Origin of the sequence: Nocardioides kribbensis (genome assembly GCF_015070375.1) — a bacterium.
GTDB lineage: Bacteria > Actinomycetota > Actinomycetes > Propionibacteriales > Nocardioidaceae > Nocardioides > Nocardioides kribbensis.
In genome coordinates this window covers 668,643-687,968 of the sequence record NZ_JADCLL010000001.1, presented here as the reverse complement: position 1 = coordinate 687,968, position 19,326 = coordinate 668,643, and the positions used below count along the sequence as shown (strand labels likewise).

The 19,326-nt window shown below is 74.7% G+C and carries 18 protein-coding genes and 1 pseudogene; 12 read left to right on the top strand and 7 right to left on the bottom strand.

All coding sequences use genetic code 11. The features are described from left to right. Positions 1-111 precede the first annotated feature (111 nt). Positions 112-402, bottom strand: a pseudogene (locus IR170_RS03250) (integrase core domain-containing protein); the annotation flags it as partial. A gap of 34 nt (positions 403-436) precedes the next feature. On the opposite strand from IR170_RS03250, the gene IR170_RS03245 reads away from it, so the two are divergent. The 3 genes from IR170_RS03245 (at position 437) to ctlX (ending at position 3,000) form a co-directional block, all read left to right on the top strand. Next, positions 437-805, top strand: coding sequence for a hypothetical protein (locus tag IR170_RS03245; RefSeq protein ID WP_193661174.1), 369 nt, complete (start codon positions 437-439; stop codon positions 803-805). A gap of 76 nt (positions 806-881) precedes the next feature. Beyond that, positions 882-1,793, top strand: coding sequence for an NAD-dependent epimerase/dehydratase family protein (locus IR170_RS03240; protein WP_193661173.1), 912 nt, complete (start codon positions 882-884; stop codon positions 1,791-1,793). A 178-nt stretch (positions 1,794-1,971) separates the two neighbouring features. Continuing rightward, the gene (ctlX, locus tag IR170_RS03235; RefSeq protein WP_056864033.1) at positions 1,972-3,000 is read left to right on the top strand and encodes a citrulline utilization hydrolase CtlX; all 1,029 of its coding nucleotides are present in this window, start codon (positions 1,972-1,974) and stop codon (positions 2,998-3,000) included. A gap of 7 nt (positions 3,001-3,007) precedes the next feature. On the opposite strand, the gene IR170_RS03230 is transcribed toward ctlX, so the two are convergent. Beyond that, complete coding sequence (locus tag IR170_RS03230) at positions 3,008-3,571, bottom strand: cysteine dioxygenase (RefSeq protein WP_056864034.1); 564 nt, start codon at positions 3,569-3,571, stop codon at positions 3,008-3,010. Continuing rightward, complete coding sequence (locus IR170_RS03225; protein ID WP_319804890.1) at positions 3,568-4,638, bottom strand: amidohydrolase family protein; 1,071 nt, start codon at positions 4,636-4,638, stop codon at positions 3,568-3,570. The genes IR170_RS03230 and IR170_RS03225 overlap by 4 nt, the downstream gene beginning before the upstream one ends. A gap of 114 nt (positions 4,639-4,752) precedes the next feature. On the opposite strand from IR170_RS03225, the gene IR170_RS03220 reads away from it, so the two are divergent. Both IR170_RS03220 and IR170_RS03215 read left to right on the top strand, forming a co-directional pair. Further along, positions 4,753-5,772, top strand: coding sequence for an LLM class flavin-dependent oxidoreductase (locus IR170_RS03220; protein WP_193661172.1), 1,020 nt, complete (start codon positions 4,753-4,755; stop codon positions 5,770-5,772). A gap of 104 nt (positions 5,773-5,876) precedes the next feature. Then, positions 5,877-6,401 carry a hypothetical protein gene (locus IR170_RS03215; RefSeq protein ID WP_193661171.1) on the top strand — a complete coding sequence of 175 codons (525 nt, stop codon included), beginning with the start codon at positions 5,877-5,879 and terminating at the stop codon, positions 6,399-6,401. 25 nt (positions 6,402-6,426) lie between these two features. On the opposite strand, the gene IR170_RS03210 is transcribed toward IR170_RS03215, so the two are convergent. Together IR170_RS03210 and IR170_RS03205 are read right to left on the bottom strand one after the other, a co-directional pair. Beyond that, positions 6,427-7,107: a haloacid dehalogenase type II gene (locus IR170_RS03210; RefSeq protein ID WP_193661170.1), complete on the bottom strand. Its 681-nt coding sequence runs from the start codon at positions 7,105-7,107 to the stop codon at positions 6,427-6,429. 62 nt (positions 7,108-7,169) lie between these two features. Next, positions 7,170-7,991 (bottom strand): IclR family transcriptional regulator, encoded by an 822-nt coding sequence (locus IR170_RS03205; RefSeq protein ID WP_319804889.1) that lies wholly within the window; start codon positions 7,989-7,991, stop codon positions 7,170-7,172. Between the two features lie 142 nt (positions 7,992-8,133). Between IR170_RS03205 and IR170_RS03200 the strand changes: the two genes are divergently transcribed. The 6 genes from IR170_RS03200 to IR170_RS03175 all read left to right on the top strand — a co-directional run bounded on the left by IR170_RS03200 (position 8,134) and on the right by IR170_RS03175 (position 16,961). Further along, complete coding sequence (locus tag IR170_RS03200; RefSeq protein WP_193661168.1) at positions 8,134-10,365, top strand: malate synthase G; 2,232 nt, start codon at positions 8,134-8,136, stop codon at positions 10,363-10,365. Further along, complete coding sequence (locus IR170_RS03195) at positions 10,362-10,790, top strand: GlcG/HbpS family heme-binding protein (RefSeq protein WP_193661167.1); 429 nt, start codon at positions 10,362-10,364, stop codon at positions 10,788-10,790. Before IR170_RS03200 ends, IR170_RS03195 begins: the two co-directional genes overlap by 4 nt. A gap of 97 nt (positions 10,791-10,887) precedes the next feature. Further along, positions 10,888-12,387, top strand: coding sequence for an FAD-linked oxidase C-terminal domain-containing protein (locus tag IR170_RS03190; protein ID WP_193661166.1), 1,500 nt, complete (start codon positions 10,888-10,890; stop codon positions 12,385-12,387). After that, a complete protein-coding gene (locus IR170_RS03185) occupies positions 12,387-13,664 on the top strand; it encodes an FAD-binding oxidoreductase (protein ID WP_193661165.1) in 1,278 nt (425 codons plus the stop codon). The genes IR170_RS03190 and IR170_RS03185 overlap by 1 nt, the downstream gene beginning before the upstream one ends. Then, positions 13,664-15,085 (top strand): glycolate oxidase subunit GlcF, encoded by a 1,422-nt coding sequence (glcF, locus tag IR170_RS03180; RefSeq protein WP_227488396.1) that lies wholly within the window; start codon positions 13,664-13,666, stop codon positions 15,083-15,085. Before IR170_RS03185 ends, glcF begins: the two co-directional genes overlap by 1 nt. A gap of 91 nt (positions 15,086-15,176) precedes the next feature. Beyond that, positions 15,177-16,961, top strand: coding sequence for an L-lactate permease (locus IR170_RS03175; protein WP_193661164.1), 1,785 nt, complete (start codon positions 15,177-15,179; stop codon positions 16,959-16,961). Between the two features lie 30 nt (positions 16,962-16,991). On the opposite strand, the gene IR170_RS03170 is transcribed toward IR170_RS03175, so the two are convergent. Next, complete coding sequence (locus IR170_RS03170) at positions 16,992-18,122, bottom strand: SDR family oxidoreductase (RefSeq protein ID WP_193661163.1); 1,131 nt, start codon at positions 18,120-18,122, stop codon at positions 16,992-16,994. 43 nt (positions 18,123-18,165) lie between these two features. Next, positions 18,166-18,684 (bottom strand): pyridoxamine 5'-phosphate oxidase family protein, encoded by a 519-nt coding sequence (locus IR170_RS03165; RefSeq protein ID WP_193661162.1) that lies wholly within the window; start codon positions 18,682-18,684, stop codon positions 18,166-18,168. Positions 18,685-19,025: 341 nt separating this feature from the next. On the opposite strand from IR170_RS03165, the gene IR170_RS03160 reads away from it, so the two are divergent. Then, a complete protein-coding gene (locus IR170_RS03160) occupies positions 19,026-19,316 on the top strand; it encodes a hypothetical protein (RefSeq protein ID WP_193661161.1) in 291 nt (96 codons plus the stop codon). Positions 19,317-19,326: the final 10 nt, after the last annotated feature.

The window sequence follows — 19,326 nt, the reverse complement described above, 5'->3', positions numbered from 1 at the left end:
ATCATCTCAAACTCGACCGGGGTGAGCCGGCCAAGACCGCGCTGTCGACGTCGGCGGTTGTACTTCGTTTCGATCCAGCGGGACTGCTGCACCATCCGGTGTCAGGTTCGGCTAAGCCGCGTTGGTGGCGGTCGGGAGCATGATCAGCTCGTATTCGACCGGGTTCAATCGGCCGAGGGGGGCTTGTCGGCGCCGGCGGTGGTAGGTCCTCTCGATCCAGGTCACGATCGCGATTCGCAGCTCCTCTCGGGTGGTCCAGGGCCTGCGGTCGAGGACGTTCTTCTGGAGCAGCGCGAAGAAGCTCTCCATGGCTGCGTTGTCGCCGGCAGCGCCGACGCGGCCCATCGAGCCCTCCATCTGGTGCCGGTTCAGCGCGAGGACCAGTTTCCGGCTGCGAAGCTGACCGGGTTCAAACAGTCGATGCAACACCGGCTCGTTGGTCTCGGCGACCACGGCCTACGGCGCGGGTCGGCTCTCGCCCGACCGCAGCACCCTCTTCGACGTCACCTACTCGCGGGCCGACGCGGTCGCCTACGACGCCGACACCGGCGAGCGGCGCACCATCGACGCTCCCTGGCGCCACTTCTCGCTGGTGGCCTTCAGCGACGACGACACTTTCTTCGGCCTCGCGCAGCGGATCCGCCTCCGCGACGTGGTCGACCCGGTGCGGGCCCAGCAGGTCGTCTCCTGCGAGGTGGCGACGCTGCAGTGCACACCGGTCAGCCCGGTCGTGCGCACCCACGACGCGGCGGCGGGCCGCTGGCCGACCTTCGTCACCGAGGGTGGCAGGGGCGGCCAGGGGTGAGCGGCCACGGGCCAGCGGCGGGTCTGGCCCCTTGGGGTGGGCGGCCGGTGCGGCCCCGGGTGGTTGGGTGGGAGGCATGCGCATCTTCTTCACCGGCGGCAGCGGCAAGGCCGGACACCACGTGGCCCCCTACCTCGCGGCCCAGGGCCACCAGGTCACCAACGCCGACCTCACCCCGCTCGGGCACCCCGACGTCACCGACCTGCGGGTCGACCTCACCGACGCGGGGGAGACCTACTCCGCGATGGCCGGCGTGCCGACGCAGGCCGACTTCGACGACCCCGACCTCGACCTGACCCGCGGCTCGGCCTACGACGCGGTGGTGCACTACGCGGCGATCCCGGCGCCGATGATCCGCGCCGACGCGGCGACGTACGAGATCAACGTGCTGAGCACCTACCACGTGCTCGAGGCCGCGACCCGGCTCGGCATCCGCAAGGTCATCTTCGCCTCCTCGGAGACGACGTACGGGATCTGCTTCGCCCAGGGCGAGCGTAAGCCGCTCTACGTGCCCGTCGACGAGGAGCACCCGGTCGTGCCGGAGGACTCCTACGCGATGTCGAAGGTCTCCGGCGAGGTCACCGCGCGCTCCTTCCACGCCCGCAGCGGCGCCGACATCTACGGCCTGCGCATCAACAACGTCATCGAGCCCCACGAGTACGCCGAGATGTTCCCGGCCTTCCTCGAGGACCCCGCGCTGCGCCGGCGCAACGTCTTCGCCTACATCGACACCCGCGACCTGGGCCAGATGACCCAGCGCTGCCTGGAGACCGACGGGCTCGGCTTCGAGGTCTTCAACGTCGCCAACGCCGACATGTCGGTCGCCGCGACCACCGACGAGGTGATCGAGCGCTTCTACGCCGGTGTCGAGGTGCGCAAGGAGATGGGCCGCGACGAGACCTTCTACTCCATCGACAAGGCCCGCCGGATGCTCGGCTACGAGCCGGAGCACTCCTGGCGCGACGTGCTCGACGACCCGCGCGCCTGAGGCCGGGCGGCCGCGCCGGCACGGGTCACCTCGGCACCTGTCGGCCCGGACCCGCACCTGTCGGCCCGTGCGTGGGCCGACAGGTGCGGGTTTCGCCGGCCGGCTGGCGAAACCCGCGGCCGCGCGACCCCACCCTGGATGCCGCAGGGGTCCGGCGGGTGGCCTAGATTGCGGCCCTGTGAGTGCTCAAGCCCCGTCCGCAGTCATCTTGGTCCGCGCCGCGAAGTTCCTGCCCAACCCGGCGACGGCGGCCGACAACGCCTTCCAGTCCGAGGCCCCCGAGGGCGAGCCCGACGAGGTGATCTCGGCCCGGGCGGTGGCCGAGATGGACGCGGTGGCCGACGCCCTGCGCGGGGCCGGGGTGCGGGTACACGTCTTCGAGGACGACGACCACACCCGCCCCGACAGCGTCTTCCCCAACAACTGGCTCTCCACCCACGCCGGCGGCGTGGTGGGGGTCTACCCGATGTACGCCTCCAACCGTCGTCACGAGCGGCGCTCCGACGTGCTGGAGATGCTGAAGTCGAGCTACCGGGTGCAGACGATCATCGACTACTCCGGCCTCGAGCCCGACGGCATCTTCCTCGAGGGCACCGGCGCGATGGTGCTCGACCACGTCTCGCGGGTGGCCTACACCGCGGTCAGCCACCGCGCCGACACCCACGTGCTCGAGCGCTTCTGCACCGACTTCGGCTACGAGCCGATGGCCTTCGACGCCGTGGACTCCGCGGGCGTGCCGGTCTACCACACCAACGTCATCGCCTGCATCGGCACCGACGTGGCCCTCATCGCGCTGGAGATGATCCCCGACGTCGCGCGCCGCGAGCAGGTGCGCGAGCGGCTCACGGTCAACGGCCGGCGCGTGGTGGAGCTGACCGAGGAGCAGGTCAGGGAGTTCGCCGGCAACGCCGTCGAGCTGTGCGGTCGCACCCCCGAGGGCCGGCGGCGCTACGTGATGGCCATGTCGGCGCGGGCGCGGCGCAGCCTGCGCCCCGAGCAGGTCGCGGCGATCGAGGAGTCCTGCGAGATCGTCGCGGTCGACATCCCGACCATCGAGCTGGCCGGCGGGTCGGTGCGCTGCATGATCGCCGGGGTCCACCTCGACCGCCGCCCGCCCGGGGTGGAGACCGAGCCGACCGCCGCGGTCGAGGCGATCGACGAGGACCCCCACACCGCCGACGGCCGCGACGTGGCCGGCGACGCCTGAGCCGGTCTCACTCCAGGGGGCGCAGCTCCTCGGCGTAGGACAGCGACACCCGGCGCAGGACGCCGGCGTCGCTCACGGCGTACTGCCCCATGCGCCACAGCGGCGGGCTGTAGGCGTGCACCGAGACCGAGCCGCGCTCGGCGCCGTTGAGCCGGTGGATGTGGTCGGGGCCGAAGGAGAAGACCCGCCCGGCGCCGACGCGCGTCTCCAGGGCGCCGGCGGCGAGGGTGAGGTTGTTCTCGACCAGCTCGCCGCTGACCACGGCGACCGCGCCGGAGGAGGTGTCGTGGTCGTGCCAGCCGGTGTCGTTGTCGGGGGTCCAGCACAGCAGCCACACGTCGACGTGGGCGTCGCGGTGCAGGGAGGCGAAGACCCGCTCGTCGTCGTCGAAGCCCACCAGGTGGGCCCACGAGGCGGGGTCGGCGGCGATCCCCGCGGCCAGGCGCGCCAGCTCGTCGGGCGTCAGGTCGCGCCCGGGGAGGTCGGTCAGCGCGAGCGGGTCGCGTACGACGTCGGGGATCGCGGCGGCGTCCTGGGCGGGCAGCGGCCGGTCGGTCGGCAGTGCGGTCATGACGGGCCCTCCTGGGGTCGGTGGTGGCGGGGGTCGGGATCGGGGACGGCCTCGGCGGCCGCGGCGGGAGCGTGCGGGCCGAGCAGGCGCCGCGGGTTGACGACGCGTACGGCGTGGGTGGCCGCCTCGCCCAGCAGGTGGGCCAGGGGCTCGGCGTAGGGCCGGTCGGAGCCGAGCACCAGCGTGTCGACGCCCAGCGCGCGCACCACCGCGTCGAGTGCACGCGGGCCGTAGGAGGAGGTGTCGACGAAGAGGTCGGGGTCGACCGGGGCGGGGTCCCCGCCGCGGGCGGCGTGGCGCTCGTGGTGCAGCGGCGCGAGACCCGCGGCGGCGGCGAGCACGACGCGCAGCCCGGGGTGCCGGGCGCGCACGCCGGCGGCGTGCCAGGCCCACCACGCGGCGTGCAGCTGGGCGGTGTAGTCGACCACCGGGGCCCACCAGCCCGGCGCGTCGGCGGGGGAGGCCGCGACCGGGCCGGGGTGGACCAGCACCGGCCGGTCGGCCGCCGCGGCCACCGCGAGCACGTCGCCGAGCCGGTCCCAGCCCTGCGGGGTGCCCAGCGACGTCGCCGGCAGCTGCACCCCGACGAACCCGCCGCGCACCCCGCAGACGGAGCCGCCCGGGCGGGGAGCCAGCCGGGCGGCGAGGTCCTCGAGGTCGGGGTCGACGTCGGCGACCGAGGCCCACGCGGCGAAGTGGCCGGGCAGGGCGGCGGCCCCGTCGTGCCACGCGGCGAGCAGCTCGTCGGCCTCGGACCGGGGCAGCGACTCGACGCCCAGCGGCGCGGACAGCGACACGCAGGCCAGGCCGGTGCCCGCGGCCCGGTCGGCCGCGACCCGGCCCGCCACGTCGTGGTCCGCGGCGCGCACGTCGTACGGCGCCTCGGCGGCGGTGTGGAGGGTCCAGCCGCGCAGGTAGGGCGGGCGGGAGCGGGCGCGGAGCCGGTCGAGGAGGGGCTCGGGCCACAGGTGCTGGTGCACGTCGACGGCCGGCGGCACGGCGCTGCTCGGCACGGCGCTGGTCGGCGCGGCGCTGGTCGGCACGGCCGGGCGCTGGACTGGGGGCACGACGACTCCTCGGGCGGGTGGGCGACCCAAAGTAGACCAGATGACTCGACTTAAGGGGAGGTGGTCCGCGTGTCGGTCGGGAACAGGGCGGCCGCCCGAGTCGTTGAAAGTTGCATGAAGAAGATCGGGTTCCTGTCCTTCGGCCACTGGACGCCCTCGCCGCAGTCGCAGACGCGGTCGGCCTCCGACGTGCTGCTGCAGTCCATCGACCTCGCCGTGGCCGCCGAGGAGCTAGGCGCCGACGGCGCCTACTTCCGGGTGCACCACTTCGCCCGCCAGCTCGCCTCGCCCTTCCCGCTGCTGGCCGCCGTGGGCGCGCGCACCAGCCGCATCGAGATCGGCACCGGCGTCATCGACATGCGCTACGAGAACCCGCTCTACATGGCCGAGGACGCCGGCTCCGCCGACCTCATCTCCGGCGGCAGGCTTCAGCTCGGGGTGAGCCGCGGCTCACCGGAGCAGGTCGTCGACGGCTACCGCTACTTCGGCTACCAGCCCCGCGAGGGCCAGGACCACGCCGACCTGGCCCGTGAGCACACCGCCGTGCTGCTCAAGGTGCTCGAGGGGGAGGGCTTCGCCGAGCCCAACCCGCGACCGATGTTCCCCAACCCGCCCGGGCTGCTGCGCCTCGAGCCCCACTCCGAGGGGCTGCGCGAGCGCATCTGGTGGGGCGCCGGCACCCGCCAGACCGCCGAGTGGACCGCCCGGCAGGGCATGAACCTGATGAGCTCGACCCTGCTCAGCGAGGACACCGGCGTGCCCTTCCACGAGCTCCAGGCCGAGCAGATCGAGCGTTTCCGCAAGGCGTGGGCCGACGCGGGCCACGACCGCACCCCGCGCGTCTCGGTGAGCCGCAGCATCTTCCCGGTCGTCTCCGACCTCGACCGCGCCTACTTCGGCGGCCAGGGCTCCGGCGGCGACCAGGTCGGCTTCCTCGACGGCGGCAAGGCGCGCTTCGGCAAGACCTACGCCGGGGAGCCCGACCGGCTGGTCGAGGAGCTGGCCCGCGACGAGGCGGTCGCGGCCGCCGACACGCTGCTGCTCACGATCCCCAACCAGCTCGGCGTCGACTACTGCGCCCACGTGCTCGACACGCTGCTCACCGAGGTCGCCCCCGCGCTCGGCTGGCGCTGAGGCGGCGGGCGGACGGGCCCCCGCAGGGCCGGGGCGGCGTGGGAACCGACCCGGGGGCGGCCGCGTCGGAGAGGCTGGCGACCACGCCCTACTCGAGGAGAGCGATGACCCGCACCCGCGCCACCGTCCCCCGTCCGATCGCGGCCCTGGCCGCCCTCGCCGCCGCCGGCCTGCTGGCCGGGTGCGGCGGCGAGGGGAGCGAGCAGGCCACCGACCCGGCTCCGGCCCCGTCGACCACGGCCGGCACGACGCCGGAGCCGGGAGAGGTCCCCGAGCAGGTCCCCGAGCAGGTCGAGGTCGACGCGCCCCCGGCCGGTGAGCTCGACCCGGAGCTGACCCTCGACGGCGACGCCCTGGTGCTCACGACCTACGGCAGCAGCGGCTGCCCGGCCGAGGTCACCGCCGTGCGCGCGCTCGACTCCGACACCCTGGAGGTCGACGTCGACGCCACGGTGCCGAAGGGGCAGCTGTGCACCGCCGACCTCGGACCGAACCCCAGCCCGCTCGAGCTGCCCGACGACGTCGCGTCCGCCGCCGTGGTCGACGCGGTCGTGACCACCGTCGAGGACACCGGCAGCAGCACTGTGCTGGTGACCCTCGGCGCCGGCGCGCCGGCACCGGGGGAGTAGCCGGTCGCGCCGGCCCGGCGAGGCGTCAGCGCGCCCGCAGGCGGTCGGCGAGGTCCACCAGTGAGGTGACGGTGAGGTCGGCGGGAGCGGCGTACGCCGGGTAGCGCGATCCGCGGCGGTCGACCCACGCCGTGCGCAGCCCCGCGCGCCGGGCGCCGTCGACGTCCCACGGGTGCACCGCCGCGAGCAGGGCCTCGCCGGCGTCGCCGACACCGCAGGCGTCGAGGGCGTGGAGGTAGGAGCGGCGGTCGGGCTTCCAGGCGGGGGCGTCGTCGACCGACAGCGTGCGCTCGACCAGGTCGGCCACACCGGCGCGCCCGAGCAGGGCCTCGGCGGTCGCGGCGGGGCCGTTGCTCAGGGTGACGACCCGGGTGCCGAGGGCGGTGAGGGCGCGGATCCCGTCGGCCACGTCGGGGTGCGGCGGGAGTCCGCGCACCGCCTCCAGCACCTGCTCGGCCGTCGCGTCGGGGTCGGCGACCCGGCCGTGGGCGCGCACCAGCAGCGACTCGCGGGCCAGCTCGCCGAACGACGGGTGCGCCCCGGCGGCGGTGAGGGCGAAGGCGTCGCGCAGCAGGCCCGCGAACCACGGCTCGGCCTCGTGCTCCTGCAGCCCGGCCGCGGCGAACGCCGCGCCGAGCGGGGAGAGGTCGGACAGCGTCTCGTTGACGTCGAGGACCACGAGGGCGGGGAGCGGGGGGAGGGACACCGGGGTCTCCTGGGTCACGTGGTGGGTCGGGTGGCGGGTCAGGTAGCGGGTCGGGCGGCGGGTCAGGTGGCGGGGGAGTGCAGGCGGCGCCCGGCGGCGTGGAGCAGCGGCACGGCGCGGGCGACGAGGTCGTCGGTCATCCGGGTCAGCGGCCCCGACACCGACACCGCCATCCACGAGGTGGGTCCGGGACCGACCGCGACGGCGACGCAGCGCACCCCGGCCTCCTGCTCCTGCTCGTCGAGGGCGTAGCCGCGCTCGCGCACCAGGGCGAGGTCGGCCAGCAGGTCGGCCTCGGTGGCCAGTGTGTGCTCGGTCTGCGGGGCCAGGCCCACGCGTCGCACGTGCTCCAGTGCCCGGTCGTCGTCGAGCTGGGCCAGCAGGGCCTTGCCGACCCCGGTGGAGTGCAGGTCGACCTGGCGACCGACCTCGGTGAACATCCGCATGGTGTGGCGCGAGGGCACCTGAGCGACGTACTGCGCGCGGGAGCCGGAGAGCACGGCGAGGTTGGCGGTCTCGCCCAGGGCGTCGACGAGCCCGGAGAGCACGCCCTCGGTGTCGACGCCGACGGTGGAGCCGGCGGTGGCGCCGAGGGGCACGAGGCGGAAGCCGAGCGCGTAGCGGCGGTTGGGCATCTGGCGCATGTAGCCGCGGTCGACCAGCGTGCGCAGGAGGCGGTGCGTCGTGGGCACGGGCAGGTCGGTGGCGGCGGCGATCTCGCCGATGGTCAGGTGCCCGCCGCGACCCGCCACGACCTCGAGCAGGTCCAGGGCCCGGTGCACCGACTGCACCCCGCCCTGCTTGCCCGACTGCGGGTCTTGCTGCGCGTCTTGCTGCGCGTCCCGCTGCGGGTCCTGCTGCGCGCGAGCCTCCGGTGCCGCCACGACGGTCTCCCTCCGGGTGGTTGACATCACACAGGCGCACTGCCTAGTTTCGTGATGAGAACCAAGCGTTCCACAATGCGGAAAAACTGACAAGAGTGCTCTCACCCGGGCACTCCGGCGAGACGGACGACGAGGGAGCGGCATGGCGGACGAGACCAGCGGGCAGACGGGACACCGGGACGGACGGGTCGAGGTCGGCGGCCTCAGCGTCGCCGAGAGCCTCCACCGGTTCCTCACCGAGGAGGCGCTGCCGGCGGCCGGGGTCGACCCCGACGCGTTCTGGGAGGGCGCCGGCGAGGTCGTCCACGAGCTGGCCCCCCGCACCCGCGAGCTCCTCGCGCGCCGCGACGAGCTGCAGGCGCAGGTCGACCAGTGGCACCGCGACCACCCCGGCACCCCCGACGCCGAGGCCTACACCGCCTTCCTCACCGAGATCGGCTACCTGCTGCCCGAGCCCGAGACGGTCGAGGTGACCACCTCCGGCGTCGACGACGAGGTCGCGCTCACCGCCGGTCCCCAGCTGGTCGTGCCGCTGCTCAACGCCCGCTTCGCCACCAACGCCGTCAACGCCCGCTGGGGCTCCCTCTACGACGCCCTGTACGGCAGCGACGCCGTCCCCCGCGAGGGCGACCTCGCCCCGGGCGAGGAGTACAACACCGTGCGCGGCGACGAGGTCATCGCCCGCGGTCGCGCCCTGCTCGACGCGCACTTCCCCCTCGCCGGCGGGTCGCACGTCGACGCCACCTCCTACGCCGTGGACGGCGACGGGCTGGCCGTCACCGTCGGCGGCGGCGAGGTGCTCCGCCTGGCCGAGCCGGCCCAGCTGGTCGGCCACCGCGGTGAGGCCTCGGCACCCGAGGCCGTCCTGCTGGTGCACCACGGCCTCCACGTGGAGATCCAGGTCGACGCCCAGGACGCCGTCGGCGCGACCGACCGGGCCGGCGTCAAGGACCTGCTGCTGGAGTCGGCGGTCTCCACGATCATGGACCTCGAGGACTCCGTGGCCGCGGTCGACGCCGAGGACAAGGTCGTCGGCTACCGCAACTGGATGCGGCTGATGGACGGCACCCTGGCCGAGGAGGTCACCAAGGGCGGGCGCACCTTCACCCGCGCCATGAACCCCGACCGCACCTACACCGGGCCCGACGGCGGCGAGGTCGTGCTGCCGGGCCGCTCGCTGCTCTTCATCCGCCAGGTCGGACACCTGATGACCTCCGACGCCGTGCTCGACCGCGAGGGCCGCGAGGTGCCCGAGGGCATCCTCGACGCCCTGGTCTGCGCGGTCGGCAGCATGCGCGACCTGCGCGGGCAGTCGCAGCTGGCCAACTCCCGCACCGGCTCGATGTACGTCGTGAAGCCGAAGATGCACGGACCCGACGAGGTGCGCCTGACCGTCGACCTCTTCGAGCGCGTCGAGCGCGTGCTCGGCCTCGAGCCGCTGACCATCAAGGTCGGCATCATGGACGAGGAGCGGCGCACCACCCTCAACCTCAAGGCCTGCATCGAGGTCGCCCGCGAGCGCGTGGTCTTCATCAACACCGGCTTCCTCGACCGCACCGGCGACGAGATCCACACCTCGATGCTCGCCGGGCCCGTCGTGCGCAAGAACGACATGAAGGGCGAGACCTGGATCAAGGCCTACGAGGACAACAACGTCGACGTCGGCCTGGAGTGCGGCCTGCTCGGCCACGGCCAGATCGGCAAGGGCATGTGGGCCGCCCCCGACAGCCTGGCGGCGATGCTCGAGGCCAAGGTGGGTCACCCGCAGGCCGGCGCGAGCTGCGCCTGGGTGCCCTCGCCGACCGCCGCCACCCTCCACGCCCTGCACTACCACCAGGTCGACGTGCGCGCCCGCCAGGAGGAGCTGCGCGCCGGCGGCCGCCGCTCCAGCCGCGCCGACCTGCTCACCGTGCCCCTCGGCGACCCCACCGGCTGGAGCGCGGAGGACCGCCAGGCCGAGATCGACAACAACATCCAGAGCCTCCTGGGCTACGTCGTGCGCTGGGTCGACGCCGGCGTCGGCTGCTCCAAGGTGCCCGACATCACCGGCGAGCCGCTGATGGAGGACCGCGCCACCTGCCGGATCTCCGCCCAGCACGTCGCCAACTGGCTGCACCACGGGGTGGTCAGCGCCGAGCAGGTCGACGAGACCCTGCGCCGCATGGCCGCCGTGGTCGACGAGCAGAACGCCTCCGACCCGACCTACACGCCGATGGCGCCGGCCTTCGACGGCGAGGCCTTCCTCGCCGCGCGCGAGCTGGTCACCGAGGGCCTGGCCCAGCCCAGCGGCTACACCGAGCCGATCCTCCACCACCGCCGCGCCGCCCGGAAGGCGCAGGCCGACACCCCCACGACGCAGGAGAGCACTCGATGAGCCTGGACCTGGACACCGCCCGCCGCATCGTCGCCGGCACCCGCGCGCACGCCGCCGAGGCCGGCTTCAAGCCGATGACCGTCGTCGTGCTCGACGACGGCGGCCACGTGGTCGCCGTCGAGCGCGAGGACGGCTCCTCGATGGGCCGCTTCGAGATCGGCTTCGGCAAGGCCCACGGCGCCCTGGCCCTGGGCATGGGCTCGCGCTCGATCATGGCGCGCGCCGAGCAGCAGGCCTACTTCGTCGCCGCGGTCACCTCCGCGGTCGGCGGGGCGCTCGTGCCCGTGCCCGGCGGGGTGCTCGTGCGCGACGCCGACGGCGCGCTCCTGGGCGCCGTCGGGGTCACCGGCGACACCTCCGACAACGACGAGGCCGCCGCGGTCGCCGGCATCGAGGGTGCGGGCCTCACCGCCCAGCCCGACTGAGGTCGCCGGCGCACCGGCGCCCGGCCCACCCCGGCCCACCCCACAGCGGCACCCAGCAGGCACCCCCCAGCAGGCACACGAGCACGGAGGACGAACGATGACGACGACCACGGAGCCCGGGCCCACCGCGGCCACGGCGGCGGGGATCGAGGCCGTCGCCGAGGTGGCGCGCCGGCTGCTGCCCGCCGACGGGGTGATCAGCGACCACGCCCGGCTGCGCACCTACGAGTGCGACGGCCTGGCGCACTACCGCGTCACCCCGGCGCTCGTGGTCATGCCCGAGGACACCGCCCAGCTGGCCGCCGTCGTCCGTGCCTGCGCCGAGCACCGGGTGCCCTACGTCGCCCGCGGCTCCGGCACCGGCCTGTCCGGCGGCGCGCTGCCGCACGCCGAGGGCGTCCTGGTCGTGACCTCCCGGATGCGCTCCATCACCCAGATGCGCCCCGAGGACCAGCGCGCCGTGGTCGACCCCGGCGTGATCAACCTCGACGTCACCCGCGCCGCCACCCCCCACGGGTACTACTACGCCCCCGACCCCTCCAGCCAGCAGATCTGCTCCATCGGCGGCAACGTCGCGGAGAACTCCGGCGGGGCGCACTGCCTGAAGTACGGCTTCACCACCAACCACGTCGTCGGCGCCGACTTCGTCACCTCCGACGGTGACGTCGTGGCGCTGGGCGGCGACGCTCCCGACACGCCCGGCTACGACCTGCTCGGCGCCGTCGTCGGCTCCGAGGGCACCCTCGGTGTGGTCACCTCCACCACGGTGCGGCTGACCCGGCTGCCCGAGGAGGTGCGGACGATCCTGGTCGGTTTCGCGACCACCGACCAGGCGGGCGCCGCCACCTCGGCCATCATCTCCGCGGGCATCGTGCCCGCAGCGATCGAGATGATGGACGCGCTGGCCATCGAGGCCGCCGAGGCCGCCACCCACTGCGGCTACCCCGAGGGCGCCGGCGCCGTGCTCGTCATCGAGCTCGACGGCGCCTCGGGCGAGGTCGAGGCGGAGTACGCCGAGGTCGAGCGCTTCTGCGCCGAGAACGGCGCCTTCGAGCAGCGCCTAGCCACCGACCCCACCGACCGCGCCCTGATCTGGAAGGGCCGTAAGTCCGCCTTCGCGGCCGTGGGCCGCATCAGCCCCGACTACATCGTCCAGGACGGCGTCATCCCGCGCACCGCCCTGCCGGAGGTGCTCACCGCGATCGCCGAGCTCTCGGCCTCCTCGGGCGTGCGCGTGGCCAACGTCTTCCACGCCGGTGACGGCAACCTCCACCCCCTCGTGCTCTTCGACGACGCCGTCGAGGGCGCCGGCGAGGCCGCCGAGGAGGTCAGCGGCGCCATCCTCGACCTCTGCATCCAGCACGGTGGCTCCATCACCGGTGAGCACGGCGTGGGCATGGACAAGGCCAAGTACATGCCGCGGATGTACACCGACGAGGACCTCGACACCATGCAGATGGTGCGCTGCGCCTTCGACCCGCAGAACATCTCCAACCCCGGCAAGGTCTTCCCGACCCCGCGGCTGTGCGGCGAGGTGCCCGGACGCCACAAGGGCGCCCACCCGCTGCAGGACGCCGGCCTCGCGGAGGTGTTCTGATGAGCGCCCCCACCCTCGACACCACGGCCCGCGAGGCCCTGGCCTCGGCCTGCGCCGCGGTGGCCGACCCCGACGGGCGCGACGGGCACGACGACGTCGACGGCGTGCGCCCCGGCCTCGTGGCCCGACCCACCGACGTCGCGCAGGTGGCCGAGGTGATGCGCGTGGCCACCGCCCACGACCTGGTCGTCGTGCCGCGGGGCCGCGGCACCAAGCTCACCTGGGGGGCCCCGCCCACCCGCGCCGACGTCCTCCTCGACCTCGCGGGCCTCGACGCCGTGCTCGACCACCAGGCCGGCGACCTCATCGTCGCCGCGCAGGCCGGGGCCCGGCTCAGCGCCGTGCAGGAGGTGGCCGGCTCCGCCGACCAGCGCCTGGCCCTCGACGAGACCGTGCCCGGCACCAGCATCGGCGGGCTGCTGGCCACCAACACCAGCGGCCCCGGACGCGTCGCCGTCGGCAGCGCCCGCGACCTGCTCATCGGCGTCACCGTGGTGCGCGCCGACGGCGTCGTGGCCAAGGCCGGCGGCCGCGTGGTGAAGAACGTCGCGGGCTACGACCTCGGCAAGCTGCTCATCGGCTCCGTGGGCACCCTCGCGGTCGTCGTCGACGCGACCTTCCGGCTCCACCCGCGTCCGGCGGCCCACACCTGGGTCAGCGCCCCGGCCGCCACCCCGGCCGAGGCGCAGCGCCTGACGCAGGCCGTGCTCCACGCCCAGGCCGTGCCCGGCGCGATCGAGGTCGAGTGGCCCCGCGACGCGCAGGGCACCGGCGGCGTCGTGAGCGTGCTCCTCGAGGGCCGCGAGGACGGCGTCGCCGCCCGGGCGGCCACCGTGCGCGGCCTGCTCGGCGCCGCGGCCTCGGAGTCGACCGACGCCCCGGCCGCGGGCGCGGCGTACCCCTGGGACACCGCGGCGCGCGGCGACGAGCGCTCCCTGGCCCTCAAGTGCACCTTCGCGCTCTCCGGCCTCGCCGACGTGCTCGGCGCGGCCGAGCGCGCCGGGGCCCGCGTGCGCGGCTCGGCCGGCGCGGGCGTCGTCTACGCCGCGCTGCCGCCCGGCACCGGTGCCGAGGAGGCACGCGCCGCCGTCGAGGGCCTGCGCCGCGCCACCACCGCCCGCGGCGGCAGCACCGTCGTCGTCGACGCCCCGGCCCACCTCAAGGCCGGTCTCGACGTGTGGGGACCGGTGCCGGCGCTCGACCTCATGCGCCGCGTGAAGGACCAGCTCGACCCTGACCACCGGCTCGCGCCGGGCCGCTTCGTGGGAGGCATCTGATGACCGACACGTCCAGCAACGACACCCGCGCCGGGGGCGACCCCCGCCCGCGGCAGGGCGAGACCCTGGGGGAGATGGGCGGCATCGTCGACCTCGGCATGCCCGCCCCCGGCGGCGCCTTCGACGACCACAACCCGCCCGACTCCGCCCTCATCGGCGACTGCGTGCACTGCGGCTTCTGCCTGCCGACGTGCCCCACCTACGCGCTGTGGGGCGAGGAGATGGACAGCCCCCGCGGGCGGATCTACCTCATGAAGCAGGGCCTCGAGGGCGAGCCGATGACCGACTCCATGGTCGAGCACTGGGACGCCTGCCTGGGCTGCATGGCCTGCGTGACCGCGTGCCCCTCGGGCGTGCAGTACGACACCCTCATCGAGCAGACCCGCAACCAGGTCGAGCGCCACCACGAGCGCAGCGCGGGGGAGAAGGCCCTGCGCGGGCTGATCTTCGCCCTCTTCCCGCACCCCAGGCGGCTGCGGCTGATGCGCGGGCCGCTGCGCGCGATGCAGGCCACCGGCCTCGACCGTGCCCTGCGCCGCACCGGCCTGCTGGAGCGGATGTCGCCCCAGCTGGCCGCGATGGAGAGCCTCGCCCCGCGGCTGGGCCGCCCCGAGCCGCTGCCGCCCTACATCGACGCGATCGGGCAGCGCCGCGCCGTCGTCGGCCTGCTGACCGGCTGCGTGCAGGGCGCCTTCTTCCCCGGCGTCAACTCCGCCACCGCCCGCGTGCTGCGCGCCGAGGGCATGGACGTCGTGGTGCCCCAGGCCCAGGGGTGCTGCGGCGCCCTGTCGGCCCACAACGGGCGCGAGGAGGAGGCGCAGGACTACGCCCGCCGCCTCGTCGACGCCTTCGACGTCGCCCGGGTCGACTACGTCGTGGTCAACGCCGCCGGCTGCGGCTCGACGATGAAGGAGTACGCCGCGCTGCTGGCCGACGACCCGGCCTACGCCGAGCGCGCCCGCTCCTTCGCCGACAAGGTGCGCGACGTCTCCGAGATCCTCGACGAGCTCGGACCGGTCGCCCCCCGCCACCCGCTGGAGATGAGCGTGGCCTACCACGACGCCTGCCACCTCTCCCACGCCCAGGGCGTGCGCGCGCAGCCGCGGCGCCTGCTCGAGGCCATCCCCGGCCTGGAGCTGAAGGAGATCGCGGAGGCCGAGCTGTGCTGCGGCTCGGCGGGCATCTACAACATCATCAACCCCGAGCCGGCCCGCGAGCTCGGCGACCGCAAGGCCGCCAACATCGTCGCCACCGGCGCCCAGGTGCTGGTGACCGCCAACCCCGGCTGCCTCATGCAGGTCACCTCGGCCATCGAGCGCTCCGGGCACCCGATGGGCATGGCGCACACCATCGAGGTGCTCGACGCCTCGATCCAGGGCGCCGGCGCCGGCGTCTTCGCCCCGACCCCGGCCGCTCGCTGACCCCACCGTCGCACCGCTGACCCTCCGCACCACCCCGTCCTGGGCTCCGTCCCCGGATCCGTCCCCCACTGCCGCACCCTCGGGAGCCCGCATGTTCCAGCAAGACCTCCAACCCGTCGGCGACTCGCTCGCCCTCAGCGCCCTGTGCGCGGCGCTGCCGCTGCTCACGCTCTTCGTGCTCCTGGGCGGGCTCCGCCTCCAGGCGTGGCTGGCCGGCCTGATCTCCCTCGGCGTCGCCCTGGTCGTCGGCGTCGCCCTCTTCGGCATGCCCGTCGGCCAGGCCGCGCTCGCGGCCTTCGACGGGGCGGCGTTCGGGTTCTTCCCGATCCTGTGGATCGTCATCAACGCGATCTGGGTCTACAACCTCACCGTCGCTTCGGGCCACTTCGACGTGCTGCGGCGCTCCTTCGAGAAGGTCAGCCCCGACCAGCGCATCCAGGCCATCATCATCGCCTTCTGCTTCGGCGCGCTGCTCGAGGCTCTCGCCGGCTTCGGCACCCCGGTGGCGATCACCGTGGTGATGCTCATGGCCCTCGGCTTCCGCCCGATCAAGGCCGCCGCCGTCGCGCTCATCGCCAACACCGCCCCGGTCGCCTTCGGCGCCCTGGCCACCCCCATCGTCACGCTCGCCTCGGTCACCTCCGCGGTCAGCGACGACCCCCGCCTCACCGTCGACGGCCTCGGCGGCATGGTGGGCCGCCAGACCCCGATCCTCGCCGTCATCGTGCCGCTCATCCTGGTGCTGGTCGTCGACGGCCGCCGCGGGCTCAAGGCCACCTGGCTGCCCGCGCTGGTCTGCGGCGGCGCCTTCGCCGTCGCGCAGTTCGTGGCCGCCAACTACATCTCGGTGCCGCTGGCCGACATCGTCGCCGCCCTCGTCGGCGCCGCCGCCGTCGTGCTGCTGCTGCGGGTCTGGACGCCCGCCGACGTGCTGACCGCCGAGCAGGCCGCCGCCGAGGACGACGAGGTCGAGGACGCCCGCGCGACCTCGACCCGCCGGGGCCCGAACGGCCTCTCGACCACCGTCACCGCCTCCACCGGCCGCGGCGCCCCCTCCGGAGGGGGCGCGACCAGCGGCCCCGGCGGCACCTCGCCGGGATCGCGCGCCGGGGAGGCGCCCCGCGACAGCGGCGCCGACGTCGCCAAGGCCTACGCGCCCTACCTCGTGATCATCGCGATCTTCTCGATCGTCAGCATCCCCGCCGTGGTCGACGCGCTCGCCAAGGAGCCGTTCACCTACTCCTTCGCCTGGCCCGGCCTCGACATCACCAACCCCGCCGGCGACCCGGTGGCCACGCTGTTCAAGCTCAACTGGCTCCCGGCCGCGGGCACGCTGATGATCCTCGCCGGTGTCATCACCGCCGCGATCCTCAAGGTCTCGCCGGGCGAGGCCGCCCGCACCTACGTCAAGACCTACGTCGAGCTGCGCTCGGCCATCGTCACCGTCATGGCCGTGCTGGGCCTGGCCTACGTCATGAACCTCTCGGGCCAGACCACCTCGCTGGGCGCCTGGCTGGCCGGCGCCGGTGGGGCCTTCGTGCTGCTCTCGCCGATCCTCGGCTGGATCGGCGTGGCCGTCACCGGCTCCGACACCTCCGCCAACGCGCTCTTCGGCGCGCTGCAGGTGCAGACCGCCCGCGAGGCCGGTCTCGACCCGCTGCTCATGGCCGCCGCCAACACCTCCGGCGGCGTGCTCGGCAAGATGGTCAGCCCGCAGAACCTCGCCATCGCCGCCGCCGCGGTGGGGATGGCCGGGCGCGAGGGCGACATCTTCCGCAAGGTGATCGGCTGGAGCCTCGGGCTGCTCCTGCTGGTCTGCGTCATCGTCGGGCTGCAGTCCACCCCGGTGCTGGGCTGGATGGTGCCCACCAGCTGACCCGCGCGCCGCGGCCGGGCGTGCCGCGGGTCAGTCGACCCGCGGCACGACCCGGTCGGCCTCGAGCCGGTCGAAGAGGTCGAGGAAGGCCTGGAGGGTGGAGCGGTAGCCGGTGAAGCCCGCGGCGCGGCTGCGGGCCAGGTCGGTGAGGCACTCCATGTCGCGGCCCAGGTCGCCGTCGGTGTGCCACCACGACGCCACCCGGTCGAGGTCGGGCTCGGCGAGGCCCTCGCGCTCGGCCAGCGCCGTCCACACCGGACCCGCGTCGGCCATCTGCTGCTCGAGCGGCCGGGGCCGGTCGGCGTACCCCTCGGGCTCGACGCCGAGGCGGGCGGCGAGGCGGGGCCAGAGCCAGCGCCAGCGGAAGACGTCGCCGTTGGCGGTGTTGAAGGCGGTGTCGGCGGCGGCCGGGGTCGTGGCGGCCCAGTGCATCTGCTCGGCCAGCAGGCCGGCGTCGGTCATGTCGGTCAGGCCGTCCCACTGGGTCTGCGAGCCCGGGAAGACGAAGGGCCGCCCCAGCTCGCGGCACACCGCGGCCTGGGCGGCGAGGGTCTGGCCCATGTTCATGGCGTTGCCCAGGGCGTAACCGATGACGGTGTGGGCGCGGTGCACGCTCCAGGTGAAGCCGTCCTGCCCGGCGGCGACGAACAGCTCGTCCTCCTGGGCGTAGTAGAAGTTGGGGTAGGGCAGGCGCTCCTCGTCCTCGTGGAAGGGCGTGTCGGGCACCTCGCCCTGGCCGTAGGCCTCGAAGGGGCCGAGGTAGTGCTTGAGGCCGGTCAGCAGCGCGACGTGGCGCACGGAGCCGGCGGGCCGCACGGCGGCGAGCACGTCGCGCACCATGGCGGCGTTGACGCGGATGTTCTCGGCCTCGGTGTCCTGGCGCGCCCACGCGGTGAGGAAGACGTGGGTGGGGCGGTGCCCCTCGAGCGCGGCGGCCAGGGCCGCGGCGTCGGTCAGGTCGGCCTGCACGGGCTCGACACCGGGCACGTCGCTGGCCGAGCGCCGGGAGAGCCCGAGGACCTGCCAGCCCTGGTCGACGAGCAGCCGGCTGAGCGCGGAGCCGGCGATGCCGGTGGCGCCGACGACGAGCGCGGTGCCCGCGTCGTGGCCGGCGGGGCCCTCGGCGGGGTCGGCGGTGGGGAGGTCGGTGGTGGTGTCCATCCCACCGACGGTAGGCGCCCCGACCAACCGGGCCGGGCCCGGCTCAGCGCGGTGCGGCGGCGACGTGACCGGGGTCGCGCTGCACCGACCCGGGACGTACGCCGACCGGCGCCACGACGGCCGCGGGTCGCAGCAGCCGCCCGGTCAGCTCGGTGGGCACGAGCCGGAAGAGCATGGTGCGCGGGCCACCGGGCCACGGCGCGGGATCGCCGTGGTCCTCGGCCCCGGGGGAGCCGGGCACGCCGGTGAGCACGTGCTCGGTGGTGCCGCGGGCGACCACGCTCCAGCCGCTGCGGGTGCGCGGGTCGGCGTCGTCGACCTCGAAGACGACCTCGAGGCCGGGCAGGTGCACGCCGAGGCGGCTCCAGGAGGCCGTGCGGAACCACACCGCGTGGTCGTGCACCCGGTGGTTGAGGGGCAGCAGCACGGCCCTGCCGCCGAGCACGCAGGCGAGCCGACCGACGGGCTGACGGGCCAGGTGCTCCCAGCACTCACGAGCGGTCAGGTCTCGCAGGGTGGGCTCGGGGGCGAGGTGGGCGGCGGGGTCGCTGGGGTGGTCCATGGGGGCTCCTGGCCTGCGGCGGCGTGCGGGGGCGTGCGGGGACGTGCGCTAGTCCACCGTCGCGGCGAGGGTCGTGCCCAGGGGCGAAGGTCCGCCGCGCGCGGGACCGGAGACCCCCGTGCCCGGTCCCGCGCCGTCGCGGCCGGCGAGCGGCCGGACGCGGGAAGCAGGGACCTTGGACCCTGTCGGGGGTGTGACAGCTGGGCTGGGATGGACCTCGTCGACGGGGGTCGGCGTCAGCCGCTGCGACGCCAACGAGCCTCGAGATCTCCCCGGTCCGGCCCGAGGGGCCCCCGTCGGCCCCCCGACCACGCCCCCCGACCACGCCCCCAGGAGCAGCGATGACCCTCACCGAGCTGGTGCACCGCCGACGTCGTCGGCGTGCGGCGTCGCTGCGGTCCCGCGGCTCCCTGGCCTGGGCGCTGCACCCGGCCACCTCGCCGCTGGAGGTGGCCGCCGCGCTGCGCGAGCTGCCGGGTCGTGACCTGGCCCGCCTGCTGGCCCAGCCGGTGCCCGAGCACGCGACACCGGGCTACGCCGCCAGCGTGGGGGCCCTGCACGAGCTGGTCGCCGCCGAGGTGCAGCGCCGCCGGCCCCTCTCCCCGGTGGGGAGCCGGGCGGCGCCGACCTGAGACCGTCCGG